Origin of the sequence: Paenibacillus cisolokensis, from assembly GCF_018403665.1 — a bacterium.
In the GTDB taxonomy this organism is placed as follows: Bacteria; Bacillota; Bacilli; order Paenibacillales; family Paenibacillaceae; genus Paenibacillus_AH; species Paenibacillus_AH cisolokensis.
This window is the reverse complement of sequence record NZ_BOVJ01000199.1, coordinates 1-13,142: the sequence shown is the minus strand read 5'-3', so window position 1 is coordinate 13,142 and position 13,142 is coordinate 1. Positions and strand designations below refer to the sequence as shown.

The following is a 13,142-nucleotide window of genomic DNA, read 5'->3' as shown; positions in this document are numbered from 1 at the left end:
TTGAGACCGGTTCTTTTTTCGAAAACAAAAAGACTGCCATTATAACATGGCAGTCGGACGATCATTATGCTGGAATACCAGCATGGCAGACTCCTGACTTTGCGTCCCTAACTTTCGATAGGTTTGCTTTTTACAGGTCGTTCCAATATGATATTTTTCAATCTGAGATATAGGTTGTATTATATACAGTTTCACAAAAAAAGCAACACTTACAATTTCCAGACCAGTATTTCCCTGCCGATTGCTGCCGGTATATAATAAACAAACATGATGAAAAATGACGGACCGCCTGTCGCCGAAAGGAAGAAAAACATGAATGCCCTTCTATACCGCAGCCTCGTGATGTTGGCCTTTTTGGGGATAGCCGGGATACTTGTGTTTGTAATTCAAGACAGCCTGCATGCCGCCGAAAGCCCGGCCGGGCGAACCGTATTTTATCCGGAAGAATCCGACCGGGTGCTGGCCAACCCGTTTATGGGTTTTGCCGTTGACGCCAAATACGACGAATCCGCGCAGCCGTTCCGGCTCGCCCACGTCAATCTGACCTGGCGGGAACTCGAACCGGAGAAAGGCCGATATGCCTTCGATGCCATAGAGGAAAAGTTTAACTTCCCGTTATGGAGACAACGCGGCGTTCATCTGATCGTCCGGGTGATCATGGATTATCCGCGGGACTACGCCCATATGGATATTCCCGACTGGCTCTACCGCGAAATCGGCGGCGACGGAACCTGGTACGACAACGAATACGGCAAAGGGTTCAGCCCCAACTACGACAACTCCTTGCTGATCCGCAATCACGAACGCATGATTTCGGCTCTCGGACGGCGCTACAACGACGATCCGCTGATCGCATTCATTCAATTGGGCAGTCTCGGCCATTGGGGAGAATGGCATACATGGGATAAAAGGAAGGCTACATCCCGTTTCCGAAACGGAACGTTTCCGACCGGTACGCCGAGCACTATGTCCGGGCGTTCCCGGACAAGCATCTGCTGATGCGGCGCCCGCATGATGTCGCGCTTCGCAACGGCATGGGACTGTTCAACGACGCCTTCGGGGATCCGAAAGCGACGGCCGACGGTTTTTATACCTGGTATACTCAAGGGTACACGTCCTGGCTGACAAAGGAAAAGGAACCGGCCATGCTCAACTTCTGGACGAAAGCGCCGAGCGGCGGCGAATTTGCGCACAGAACGAAATATTTTCAGGACGACAGCATCGGGGAAACGCTGCGGCAGGCGCGGCTTACGCATGTCAGCTGGATGGGCCCGAACGCGCCCTATCTCGAAGAAGACAGGACGCTGCAGGCAAATATCGACCGGTTTCTCAACACGATCGGCTATCGGTTTGTCATCGTCAAGGAATCGCACGAGAAAAGGCGCCGGCCGGCGGGAAGCTGAATGTCCGGCTGGACATCCGCAACCGCGGCGTAGCGCCCTTCTATTACCCGTGGCCGCTGGAATTGTCGCTGTCGGATGCGGCTACCGGCGCCATCGTGCTGAAGACGGTTGCGGATGCCGACATCCGGCAATGGTTGCCCGGGACGCGAACGGTATTCCATACGATAAAGCTGCCCAAGCGGCTGGCCGAAGGCGAATATATCGTCAACGCGGCCATTCTCGACCCGCAAACCGGCAAACCCGGCGTCGAATTCGCCATTGAGGGGAGACGGCCGGACGGCCGCTATCCGCTCGGCACGGTCATCGTCGCCGCGCCGTCATGAAGACAAGAGCCGCAACGCGTCGACCGTTCCCGGTCCGCCTGCGGCCCCAACTTTAACTGTTTCCGGCTACAACAGCCGCAGGCTGCGCGCCTTTCCCCTCGGATAATGCCGCGCATTCGCGAAATACGAAATGCTTGCAGCCGCGGCATTTCGCCGGATTTAACCGTTCCAACGCATAATTGATCGCTTCGCCGGTATGCTCGAAAAATCGGTCCGCCCCGATCTGTTCGTATAATCCGGTTTTTCGGAGCATGTCAAGCGGCTGCGGCTGAATCCCTGCAAACAGCACCAAACCGCCTTGCTTCCGATAACGTTTGACCAGACCGGATAATTGGTAGGCGCCCGTCGTATCCATGAAGGGAACCCGGCTCATACGCAGCAGCAAAATATTCGGCTTCGGACGGAGCGGGTCCGCCAACAACGACTTTTCAAATCGACCGACCGCCCCGAAAATAAAGGCCCTTCGATCGTATAAATGCCGATTTGAGGACAATCATGCCCTTCGAACACCATATGCGCTTTCACTTTGGCATGCTTGCTGTTCGGGTCGGGAAGCACTTTGGCTATGTTCAACAGGTCGCTCATCCGCTTTACAAACAGCAGAACAGCCATAATCAGCCCCGCTTCGACAGCTATCGTCAAATTCGTAAATACCGTCAGCACAAACGTAACCACGAGCACGAGCGAATCGCTCGTTTTGGTTTTCAGAATGTGCATAAATTCCTTCCGCTCGCTCATATTCCATGCCACCAGCATCAGGACCGGCGCCATGCCGGCAAGCGGAATATGGGAGGCGTAAGGCGCAAACAGCAGCAGCACGAGCAGGACGACGAAACCGTGGATAATGCCGGACAGCGGAGATACCGCTCCGTTCTTAATATTCGCCGCCGTGCGGGCGATGGCGCCCGTAGCCGGAATCCCTCCGAACAACGGCGCGGCCATATTGGCGATTCCCTGACCGATCAGCTCCCGGTTGCTGTTGTGGCGGCTTCCGGACATGTTGTCGGCTACGACGGCCGAAAGCAAGGATTCGATACCGCCGAGCACAGCGATAATGAATGCGGGTTGAAGCATCGCCGCGACCCGTTCCCATGTGAGCTCCGGAATATGCAGCGGAGGCAGACCGCTCGGGATCGCCCCGAAGGACGAGCCGATCGTAGCGACCTGGCCTTTGAAAAAGAGCGCGGCGACCGCGCTCGATATGACAAGCCCCAATAACGCTCCCGGCACCTTCGGCAAAAATCGGGAGGCGAGCAGCAGAACGGCCAGACTGATCCCGGCCGTTATGACGCTGTACACGTTAATCGATCCGATATGCAGAACGATTTCCCGCATGTTCAGCACGAACTCCTCGTGTTTGCGGATGCCGCTCAGTCCTAAAAATCCGGCAATTTGGCCGCTGAATATAATGACGGCAATGCCGGCGGTAAACCCGACCGTTACGGGACGGGGAATATACCGGATGAGCACGCCCAACCGAAGCACGCCCATTAATACAAGAAGGATCCCCGCAAGAAAACCGGCAATCAGCAAATCCTCATAGCCGTACTGCATCACGATCGCAAGCAGCACCGGAATGAAAGCTCCCGTCGGACCGCCGATTTGAAATTTGGAGCCTCCGAACAAGGAAATCAAAATGCCGGCTACAACCGTTGTGTAGATGCCGTACTCGGGCTTCACGCCGGATGCAATAGCAAACGCCATTCCCAAAGGAATGGCGATAATGCCGACAACAAGGCCGGAAACAAGATCCTTGCGAAAGCCGGCTAAACTGTAGCCCTCAAATCTTTCCTTCCCGATCATTCGGCGCGACCTTCTTTTCTCCATAAAATAAACGACGAATTTTACAGCGATCATACTCCTCTGTTGAAGCGGCTGTCAAATACGAAAAAGGTTCTTCAAGGGACAAAGAACGATAATGACGCGAAAAAACGGGCAAAACCGCCTTATTGCTTACGGTTCCCCTGGCTTTTTACCGCTTGCCGCGAGCGCCGCGGCCGCCTTTGGCGCGGCCTGCGGCAGTAGCGGCGCCGCGGGAAGATGCGCTCTTGCGGCCGGCACTCGCCGGCTGCGTGCCGCGCGGGCCGGTTGCGCCGGCCCGTCCGCGGGAACCGCCGCGGGACGTGCCTCCTTGCCCGGCGCCGCCGCGGCGTGCTTCTCCGCGGTTTGCGCTTGCGGCGCGCGAACCGGTTGCGCGGCTTGTTGCCGCTCGGCCCGCGCTCTTGCGGCCGCTCTCGCGTTCGGCTTCGGCCGTGCGGGCCGTCCCGTCCGAACCCCCCGCCTTCGACTTCGGCAGCGTCATGCGGATCGACTGCTCGATCAGCTCGAGGTAGCGTTGATCCTTCGGCGCCGCGAACGTGATGGCGACGCCCGTCCCGCCGGCCCGTCCCGTTCGGCCGATGCGGTGAATGTAGCTCTCGGCGTCATGGGGAATATCGTAATTGAAAACATGCGTGACGCCTTCGACATCGAGACCGCGGGCGGCGACATCGGTCGCCACCAGCAGCTGGAATTTCGCTTCGCGGAACCGCTTCATCACCTGCTCCCGCTTCGCCTGCGACAAGTCGCCGTGCAGCTCTTCGGACGCGTACCCGCGTTCGAGCAGCGCCCCGTTCAGCGTGCTGGCGCGCCGTTTCGTCCGGCAAAAATCATCGCCAGGAACGGATTCGCTTCGTCAATCGCCCGGCACAAGGCGTCCTGCTTGCCGCGATCGGCCGTCAGGACGACCCGCTGTTCAATTTCCGCCAGCGTTACCTGCTTATCCGGACGGATCCGGACAAAGCGCGGCTCCTTCATCACCTCGCGCGCCAGCTCGCGGACTTGCGCAGGCATCGTGGCGGAGAACAGCATCGTCTGCTTCTGATGCGGCGTCTGCGCCAAAACCGATTCCACCTCCTGCAGAAATCCCAGGTGGAGCATCTGATCCGCCTCGTCGAGCACGAGCATCGACAATCGGCGGAGCAGAACCGACCCCCGGCGCAAATGATCAAGCAGACGCCCGGGCGTCGCCACAATGAAATGAACGGCGCCCCGCAGTTTGCGCAGCTGCCGGTCAACATCTTGTCCCCCGTATACGGCGAGCACGTTCACGCCCGTGACCGGCGCCAGCTTCTCCAACTCCGCGGTAATCTGGATAGCCAGCTCCCGCGTCGGGGTCAGCACAAGACCCTGCACATGCGGAACATTCGGATCGATCCTCTCCAGCATCGGCAGGATGAACGCGAGCGTCTTCCCCGTCCCCGTCTGCGCTTCGGCCATGACGTCATGCCCGCCCGCGATGAGCGGGATCGCTTCCGCCTGAACCGGGGTCGGCCGCACAATGCCCGATTCGCGCAGCCGGCGGACCAGTTCCGGACGAATGCCCAAAGGCTTGAATGATTGCATCATCTTCTCGTCTCCTTGGTATGACATATTGACCCATTCTACAGGATCTCAAGCAACAATGCACGCGAAGGATGATGGACCGGCGAATCGGGCATAAGACATGCACCGTCGATCGGACATATGGCTCCGAAACGCAACCCGCCCCCGTCTTGCCATGCGGAATCCGGCAAAACGGGGGCGGGATCAGTTTCAACTCTTTACTTTTACCGGGACTGATAAACGCCCAGCAGGTCTTCCGCCAGCTTGAGGTCTGCGGTCATCCGCAGCTTTACTTCGGCATGAAGCGCGCGGTCGCTTTCGATCTCGCGGCGCAGCTTGCCGAGCTCGTTCTCCAGCTTGCGGGCCGTCTTGGCGGTCAGCGCACCGCCGTCGCGATCGAGTGCGCTCTTGAGTTTCTCGAGCTGCTTCTCCAGCTTCTTCGCCGATTTGGCCGGCATGCCGCCGAACGGCACATAGATGTCATCGATCTTCCGCTCCATTTCTTCGAACAGCTTTTCATAAGGAGCGGTCTTTCCGAAGGCGGGGAAGACCGCCTCGTTCCGGTAAACGCCCGGCTTCAAAATATCGCCGTAGCGGCCGGCGAACAGCGATTCAAACTCGAACAGCGCGCTGCCGTGCAGCCCTTCCGCGTTGACGCCGGCGATTTGCCGGGCAAGCTCCTCCTTCGTCAGTCCGATGAACGTCCCGACCCCGGAAGCGGAAAGCGACTTTCCTCCGGCTACGGCGAGCGTCTTCCTCGCGTCTTCGACGACGAGCGAGGCGTCCGGATGGTACGACATATGGAACAGTGTGTCGATGTAGCCTTTGTCTACCCAGTCTTTGGCCCGCTGGGCGAGCAGCGCGGGAGCGCTCTCGAAGTTCGGCCATACGGCCGCCGTAATCGACAAGTCCGGCTTGATGGCGCGCGCTTCCGCGACGACCCGGTCGACCCATGTATTGATGATGCCGATTTTGAACTCCAGCCACGTCTCCCACAGCGCATCGCCGGGATGGAGATCGAGCGGATCGGCGCCGTACTCGCTTTTGAACAACTCCCGGGTATAGGGCTCGTAACCGTGATCATTCGTATAATCGCCGGCCCCCGGATAACGGGTGTAGTCGAGATGGAGGCCCGCCACATCATATTTGGTCAGCAGCTCCTTGTACACCGACGAGACGAAGTCCCGCGCTTCCGGAAGCGCCGGGTTGAGATAGTAATATTTGAAGTCGCTGCCTGCGCTCGATTCGTAAGGGTCTCCCTTGCGGCTGAGCATCGTCCATTCGGGATGGATTTCCAGCACAGGCCCTTTTTTGTTTCCGCCGACGAAAAGTTTTCCACCCAGGCGTGAATTTCGATCCCCAGCTTCTTGCCCTCCTCGATGTAGGCCCCTAGCACGTCAAAGCCGTTGTAGATCGGATTGAGCCCGGTCAGCGGATTGTCGGTCGGGAATGCGGTATAGCCGTCCCACCACGTTTCCAGATAAACCGCATTGATGTTCAGCGCCTTGATGGCCGTCAGATGTTCCCGGACCTGCTCGACCGTCTGCTCTTTGGGGCGAAGCCAGAGCCCCCGGTGCTCGACGCCGCGTGATTCGACATTCATATAGCCGGCTTCGTTCAGGAAACGTTCCAGCCGGTTCAAAATATCGGATAAGCCTTCGACTCCGTTGTCCCGCAAATGCGCTTCCGCTTCCGCATAGGCCTGCTCCGCCTGGGCGATTCGGTTTTCGATCTCTCCGTACGGCACGTCAAGGAACCGTTCGCGGGATGACGCAAGCTCGCGCCCGATGTTCGCGAAGCCGATCTCCGCCTTGTCCAGGTACGACTCCGGCGTGAACAGCAGCAGAACCGTCTTCGCTTCGCGGTTCACCCTTACCGTGGCGCCGATCTGCGCATTGGCGGCCAGCCAGGACGCCTGGGCTCCGTGGCCGGAGAGCACGAGTCCGCCGTCCGGAATGGCGCTGTCGTTGCCGCCGATGGAGACGACTTTGCCGTCGGCGTTCACCGTCACTTCGAGCCCCCACGGATTCGTTCCGGTCGACGGTTGCCCGTAGCCGCCGTCATACACGATAAGCTGATCGGGACCGCGCAATCCGGGATACGGCGTATTCGTCGCCTCGTCGTAGCCGCCGGGGTTGTCTTCGCGCGTCTTCGGATTGACGGCGTCGTATGCCGTTTTGGCCGCCTTGTATAGCGTCTGGTTGTCCAACACCAGCTTCACCCCGTCTCCTACGGCGACTTGGCCGTTCAGCGCCGCATACGCGGCACTTCCGATTTGGATTGATAAAACGTAGCCATCCGCCGGGATGGGCGAATTGTTGTCGAGGAAACCGCCCGGATTCGCAGGGTCCGGGCGAAAGCCGACGATGTTCGTGACGGCGTCGTTTACGACCGTCAATTCCATCCCCCAGGCGTTCGTACCGGTCGTCGCCCCGTAATCGGGCAAATACAGCACCACTTCGTTCGCGTCGCGCCCCCCGTTCACGTCGTCGATCGGCACGACGATATCGCGAATCTGCGCGTACCGCTCGGGCAGGATCGGGATGTCAAGGTTCAGCGCGCGCACCGTCTGCCCGACCTCGACGCTTGCAAGCAGCGCTCGTGCGGCGCCCGAAGCGGAAATGACATAACCGTTCGCCGGAATGAAAGTTCCTTTGGCGCCGTCGGACTGAATGCCGGCGACGGTGTCCCCGGTCACGATGTATTCGGCCGTATCCGCTCCGTAAGGCGGCGTCGACGTCCCGTATGCGCTCGTATACAGAGTTACGCCGTCAGCGCTGCGCTCCTCGTCGACACCGTCGACGTTAACGCTCGATCCGTCCTCGAGCTGCAGCCGCCTGCCGTCGACCGGCCCGGGCAGGTCGATGCCGGTCACGGTCACTTCGTCGCCCGCCTTCAAATGCTCGAGAAGCCACTGCTCGCTCGTCCCGTGGCCGAACAGCACAAAGCCTTTCGTCGGAATCGGAACGGCGCCGACCCGCGCCTTCACGTCCGTCACCGTATACTTGCCGTCGAAATATTCGGCGGTTACGGCGGCCGAATAAGCGTTGCCGTCCGTCTTGTCGGACGCATGCTCGCGGGTGAACAGAATCAGCTCGTCGGCCGCCCGGATTGGCCGGTTGACATCCGTGATGCCGATCGACGCCCCGTCCGGCGCGTGCGCCTCCGCAACTGACAGAGCCTCTTCCCCGGGCTGCCCCTTCGGCTCCGGATCATCGGCGCCATACGCCGCCCCTTCCCCGGCTATCGCCGACAGCACGATCGCCAATACGAGAACAACCGCCGTCGTAATCGTTCGCTTTCTCATTACGTCATCCTCCCATTCGGTTCGGTTTTGACTGTGTCGGACATTGATGTCTGTTGCAGTACCGCCTCACCTCCTTGGCAACATCGACGCACGCAAGCACATGAGTAAAGCGCTTACAATAAAATCGAAAAACGGTTCCGTCCGCGGAAAACCGGATGTCCTGCCGGACATCCCCGTTTCGCGGTTCCGGACATCATATCGGCGAAGGCGCGTGTGCACGTGCGGTTAAGGTTGCTAGCCGTACACCCACACCTGCGCGGCCGCTCCGATGACGCCGGCGCCTGCGCCGAGTCCCGCCGGCAAAATGCGGAGATGCCCGCCCATGGACGGATACGTCTGCGCCTTGACGCGCTCGCGAATCGCCGCCATGAGCGGCTCGCCCGTCGCGGCGACGCCGCCGCCTATAATAACGGCCTGCGGATTGAACGTATGCACCAGGCTGCTGATGCCTGTTCCGAGCGCCAGCACCACCTTGTCCATAATGCGGACCGCCCACGGCTCCCCGGCGAGCCAGCCTCGAATGACCGCATGGGAATCCGGTCCTTCCGAACCGCCTTCCGGCACGCCGGCCGCGCCATCCGCTTTGTCCGTACCGGCAGCGGCTGTTTCCGCAGCCGCCTGCTCGCGGGCGAGACGGGCGATTCCCGTGCCGGAAGCGTACAGCTCCAGACAGCCGTAATTGCCGCAGTAACAGCGCGGACCGTCGAAATTGACCGACAGATGGCCGAGCTCTCCCGCTCCGCCGAACGCGCCGCGCACGAGCCGTCCGCCTTCCATGATCGCGCCCCCGACGCCCGTGCCGAGCATCAGGCAGACAAAATGGTCGAATTCGCGGGCGGCGCCGAGCGCTTTCTCCCCGACGGCAAAGACGTTGACGTCATTGTCCGTCCATACCGGCAGCCCAAACCGCTCCTTCACCGCCGCGCCGAGCGGGATGCCGGTCCAGCCCGGCATCGTCTCCCCGGCATAGGCGACCTTCCCCGTCGCGAAATCGATCTGCCCGGCGCTGCCGATGCCGATTCCCGCCAGGCGGGCGCCGGACAGACGTTCCGCTTCGGCGAGCACGGCGCCGGTCAGCTCAAGCGCGCGCAACAGAACGGCTTCGCCCCCTTCCTGCGCCAGCGTCGGCGCAATCCGCTCCAGTACGATGCGCCCGGTCCGATCCACCGCTGCCGCGTGCATCTTCGTCCCGCCGATGTCGACGCCGATAGCCAGTTCCGTCATGCTTTCTCCCCTCCGAACGAGTCCGCTTGTCCTTTAAAGAGTTCGGTTGTCTCTCAACAAGTCCGCTTGTCTTTTCAACAAGTTCGGTTGTCCTTTAACGTGTCTTCTTGTCCAATAACGAGTCCGTTTGTACTTTTTCGCTTGCCTTTTTAACGAGTCCGTTTGTCCTTTAACGAGTCCGTTTGTCCTTTAACGAGTCCGTTTGTCCTTTAAAGAGTCCGGTTGTCCTCTCAACAAGTCCGGTTGTCCTCTCAACAAGTCCGCTTGTCCTTTTAATACAGTTTGTCCGCCACCGCGTTCGCCGTCTTTTTGACCGAGGCGTAAGCCGTTTCCTTCTTCGTGATGGCAATGAGCGTCGCCACAATGTCGATGACGTGGATTTGCGCAATTTTGGTCGTCAGCGCGCCTCCCTGGAAGGGCGTCTCCTTCGACGGGATGAGCAGCACCGCATCGGCGATCTGGGTGATCGGCGACTTGGCGTGGCTCGTCAGACAGACGACGCCGGCTCCGTTGCGCTTCGCCTCCGCGATCGGATCGACCAGGTCCTTCGTGCTGCCGGAGGTCGTAATACCGAGCACGACATCCCCTTTACCGGCCAGCGCCGCCGACATGGCGATAATATGCGAATCGCGCTGCACTTCCACGTTCATCCCGAGACGCATCAGCCTGTAATGCGCGTCCAGCGCGGTAATGCCGGAAGAGCCGACGCCGTAAATATAGATTTTGTTCGCCTTGACAAGCAGCTCGACGGCCTCTTGCAGGCTTTCCAGACGAAGCAGATCCATCGTGCTCTTCAGTATGCTTTCATGGTTCTGGGTCATCTTGCGGATAATGACGTCGAATTCGTCCGACTCGTCGATCTCCCCTGTTATATAGCTGGGAAGATGGACCAGATCCTGCGCGACGGCCAACTTGAAATCGTGATAACCGCGAAAACCGAGCTTGCGGCAAAACCGGATGACCGACGTTTCGCCTACGCCCGCCTTCTCCGACAGATCGGTAACCGTAAACATGACCGCTTCTTCCGGATTGTCGCGAACCGCGTCGGCCACTTTCTTCTCCGCCTTGGTCAACGAATTGTATATGCTGGAAATCATCAAAATCGGATTGGAGGTCTGCATCCGTTTCAGTTCTTTCTTCATCCTTCGATTCTCCTTCTTTCCCGCAGGATGGAAACATGAAGCGCCGGCTTGTTCTGCAGCCTTTTCAGGGCGCATGATCTTTATTGTAACATCGTTTTCATACGATTGAAAGATATGTTTTTCATTTTAAATGTTCGCGGATATTTCCTCCGTGTGTGAAAAACGGTTATAACCGTTCTTTCGCTTGCCGGCTGCAATCGCCATATGCGTTAATTAAAGTGTCGGGCCGACGAATCGAGCGGAAAGGAGGCTGATCGAAATGATTCAGATCCATGAGGTGGTCTTCGCGTAAGCGAAGCCCGTACAAGAGAGGCCCTGCGGGGCCTCTCCCTATTTGGCGGCAATCTGCTTTATTTATTTTGTTGCGGCATTGGAAAGTATTTACTTATAATGATATAGAAGAAGTAGCGGCCGCAAGGCTGCGCAGTAACGTGGATCATTTGGAACTCCACGGTTTTTTTGTCTTTTCGGACATCACATTATCATGAAAGGAGGAGCCGTCATCATGGCATTTCGGACTATTGCAGATGAACAGGCATACGCATTTCGCTCGCGTCAATCGAAGGAGGTTTTCAATGGGGCATTACAAAAATGGAAGAGATGTGCTTCCCCCTAGCCTTCTCCAGGAGCTGCAGAAGTACATCGACGGCGAATTGATCTATATTCCGAAAAAAAACGACCGGCGCGCCAAATGGGGCGAATTAAGCGGAACGCGCAAGCTGATCGCCAGGCGGAACGAGGAAATTTGGCGCAGCTATCGCAGCGGCTGCTCGATCGCCGAGCTGGAGCGCCGCTATCACCTGTCGGAAGACAGCATCCGCAAAATCATATCCAAAACGCGCAACGCCCGGGTAAGCGAGTCCTGACAGCCGTCAGGCCGCTCCCGGGCTTTTTTCGCCGATATTTCCCGATCCCGATCCGGATGCGGATGCGGATATTTAGAGACGATTTAAAGTCTTGTCGCAATACCTGCCATCCTCTTACAATAACAATACAATCGGAACTATAGAGGAGGTTTATTAATGAAAGCGCTATCAGATGATCGGCAAACCATTCCTTCCTCATTCAGAAAGTGGCTCGGCACGTTGGGACCGTCCCTGATTACCGCCGCGCTGGTGCTCGGTCCCGGCAGCATTACCCTGACGTCCAAAATCGGCAGCCTGTACGGGTACAGCCTGTTCTGGGCGCTCGTGCTGTCGGTTCTGTTCATGCTCGTCTTTACCGCTATGAGCGCCCGCATCGGCATGGCTTCGGACCGCTCCTTGCTGGCTCTCATCCGGGCGAAATGGGGGAAGACCGCCTCCGTCCTGATCGGCATCGGCGCCTTCCTCGTCACCGCCTCGTTCCAGTCCGGCAATGCCATCGGCTCCGGGCTCGCCATCGCCGATCTGACCGGAACCTCCACCGTCTTGTGGATCGTCTTGACGACTGTGATCGGCATGTCCCTGTTGTTCACCAAAAACTTTTACGTCGTTCTCGAAAAGCTGATGCTCGCCATGGTCGCCTTGATGATCGCCGCTTTCCTGCTGACGCTGATCATGGTCAAACCGAGCATCGGCGGCATATTGAGCGGTCTCGTCCCGGTCGTGCCGGACGGCTCCATCCTGCTCGTGATCGGATTGGTCGGCACGACGTTCAGCATCGTCGGCGCGTTCTACCAATCCTATCTCGTCCGGGAGAAAGGACTGACCAAGGCCGACCGGAAGCACGGCATCCGCGAAAGCTTCTCCGGCATTATCATTCTCGGCCTGATCTCATCCATGATCATGATCAGCGCGGCGGCGGTGCTGCTGCCCCAAGGGACGACAATCGTCTCCGCCGGCGACATGGGTAAAGCGCTCGAGCCCGTCTTCGGCAGTTGGGCCAACGACGTCTTTTTGCTTGGCCTATTCGGGGCTTCCTTCTCCTCCCTGACGGGGAACGCGACGATCGGCGGCGTGATGCTGGCCGAAGCGCTCGACCTGGGAAGCAAGCTGAGCGACCGCAGCGTCCGCGTATGCATTATGCTCGTGATGGCGATCGGCGCTTTGGTCTCCCTTATTTTCGGTTCTGCGCCGCTCGAGATGATCGTATTGGCCCAGGCGGTCACCGTCATTATCGTGCCGGTCATCGGCATCGCCATGTTCGCCGTGGCCAACGACAAGGCGGTGATGGGCGAGCTCAAGAACAAAGCAGCGAGCAACATTCTCGCCGCCATCGGCATCGCCGTATTGTTCGTTCTGGCCGCCAACAATATTCGCACGATCTTCTTCTCCTGAGCGGGAAAAAAGGCGGGAAGCCTCGCGCCGAATCACTCGGCCGGCCGTTTGCGAACCTCCAGGGCCTTATTCGTCCGCGCCTAACCCGCCGGGCACCCGTTTGCATCGGTACGATGAACAAA

8 protein-coding genes, 2 pseudogenes and 1 riboswitch are annotated in these 13,142 nt (G+C 58.7%); of the genes and pseudogenes, 4 read left to right on the top strand and 6 right to left on the bottom strand.

Annotation, left to right across the window (positions count from 1 at the left end; all coding sequences use genetic code 11):
* Positions 1-45: 45 nt before the first annotated feature.
* A riboswitch (cyclic di-GMP riboswitch) is annotated at positions 46-138 on the bottom strand.
* A gap of 237 nt (positions 139-375) precedes the next feature.
* Both PACILC2_RS27600 and PACILC2_RS29615 read left to right on the top strand, forming a co-directional pair.
* A complete protein-coding gene (locus tag PACILC2_RS27600) occupies positions 376-999 on the top strand; it encodes a hypothetical protein (RefSeq protein ID WP_244863796.1) in 624 nt (207 codons plus the stop codon).
* Positions 999-1,726 (top strand): annotated as a pseudogene (locus PACILC2_RS29615) (DUF4832 domain-containing protein). Before PACILC2_RS27600 ends, PACILC2_RS29615 begins: the two are co-directional and overlap by 1 nt.
* Before the next feature lie 52 nt (positions 1,727-1,778).
* On the opposite strand, the pseudogene PACILC2_RS23515 reads toward PACILC2_RS29615, so the two are convergent.
* From PACILC2_RS23515 to PACILC2_RS23495, 6 genes and pseudogenes are all read right to left on the bottom strand, one after another.
* Positions 1,779-3,529, bottom strand: a pseudogene (locus PACILC2_RS23515) (SulP family inorganic anion transporter).
* Between the two features lie 169 nt (positions 3,530-3,698).
* A complete protein-coding gene (locus PACILC2_RS29000) occupies positions 3,699-4,331 on the bottom strand; it encodes a helicase-related protein (protein ID WP_307860697.1) in 633 nt (210 codons plus the stop codon).
* 8 nt (positions 4,332-4,339) lie between these two features.
* Complete coding sequence (locus PACILC2_RS28995) at positions 4,340-5,113, bottom strand: DEAD/DEAH box helicase (RefSeq protein ID WP_307860696.1); 774 nt, start codon at positions 5,111-5,113, stop codon at positions 4,340-4,342.
* A 200-nt stretch (positions 5,114-5,313) separates the two neighbouring features.
* On the bottom strand, positions 5,314-6,390 hold the full coding sequence (locus PACILC2_RS23505; RefSeq protein ID WP_213531224.1) for a family 10 glycosylhydrolase: 1,077 nt from the start codon (positions 6,388-6,390) through the stop codon (positions 5,314-5,316).
* A 2,240-nt stretch (positions 6,391-8,630) separates the two neighbouring features.
* Positions 8,631-9,620, bottom strand: coding sequence for an ROK family protein (locus tag PACILC2_RS23500; protein ID WP_213531223.1), 990 nt, complete (start codon positions 9,618-9,620; stop codon positions 8,631-8,633).
* A gap of 272 nt (positions 9,621-9,892) precedes the next feature.
* Positions 9,893-10,762 (bottom strand): MurR/RpiR family transcriptional regulator, encoded by an 870-nt coding sequence (locus tag PACILC2_RS23495; RefSeq protein WP_062490772.1) that lies wholly within the window; start codon positions 10,760-10,762, stop codon positions 9,893-9,895.
* Positions 10,763-11,337: 575 nt separating this feature from the next.
* Between PACILC2_RS23495 and PACILC2_RS23490 the strand changes: the two genes are divergently transcribed.
* Together PACILC2_RS23490 and PACILC2_RS23485 are read left to right on the top strand one after the other, a co-directional pair.
* Complete coding sequence (locus PACILC2_RS23490; RefSeq protein ID WP_062490770.1) at positions 11,338-11,628, top strand: CD3324 family protein; 291 nt, start codon at positions 11,338-11,340, stop codon at positions 11,626-11,628.
* A 156-nt stretch (positions 11,629-11,784) separates the two neighbouring features.
* Positions 11,785-13,020, top strand: a complete 1,236-nt coding sequence (locus PACILC2_RS23485; protein ID WP_062490768.1) for an Nramp family divalent metal transporter — start codon at positions 11,785-11,787, stop codon at positions 13,018-13,020.
* Positions 13,021-13,142: the final 122 nt, after the last annotated feature.

What these genes read in the sequence shown, in the direction of transcription:
- PACILC2_RS28995 (WP_307860696.1), bottom strand. Translation starts at nt 5,113, where the DNA reads ATGATGCAATCATTCAAGCCTTTGGGCATTCGTCCGGAACTGGTCCGC.
- PACILC2_RS23500 (WP_213531223.1), bottom strand. Translation starts at nt 9,620, where the DNA reads ATGACGGAACTGGCTATCGGCGTCGACATCGGCGGGACGAAGATGCAC.
- PACILC2_RS23495 (WP_062490772.1), bottom strand. Translation starts at nt 10,762, where the DNA reads ATGAAGAAAGAACTGAAACGGATGCAGACCTCCAATCCGATTTTGATG.
- PACILC2_RS23490 (WP_062490770.1), top strand. Translation starts at nt 11,338, where the DNA reads ATGGGGCATTACAAAAATGGAAGAGATGTGCTTCCCCCTAGCCTTCTC.
- PACILC2_RS23485 (WP_062490768.1), top strand. Translation starts at nt 11,785, where the DNA reads ATGAAAGCGCTATCAGATGATCGGCAAACCATTCCTTCCTCATTCAGA.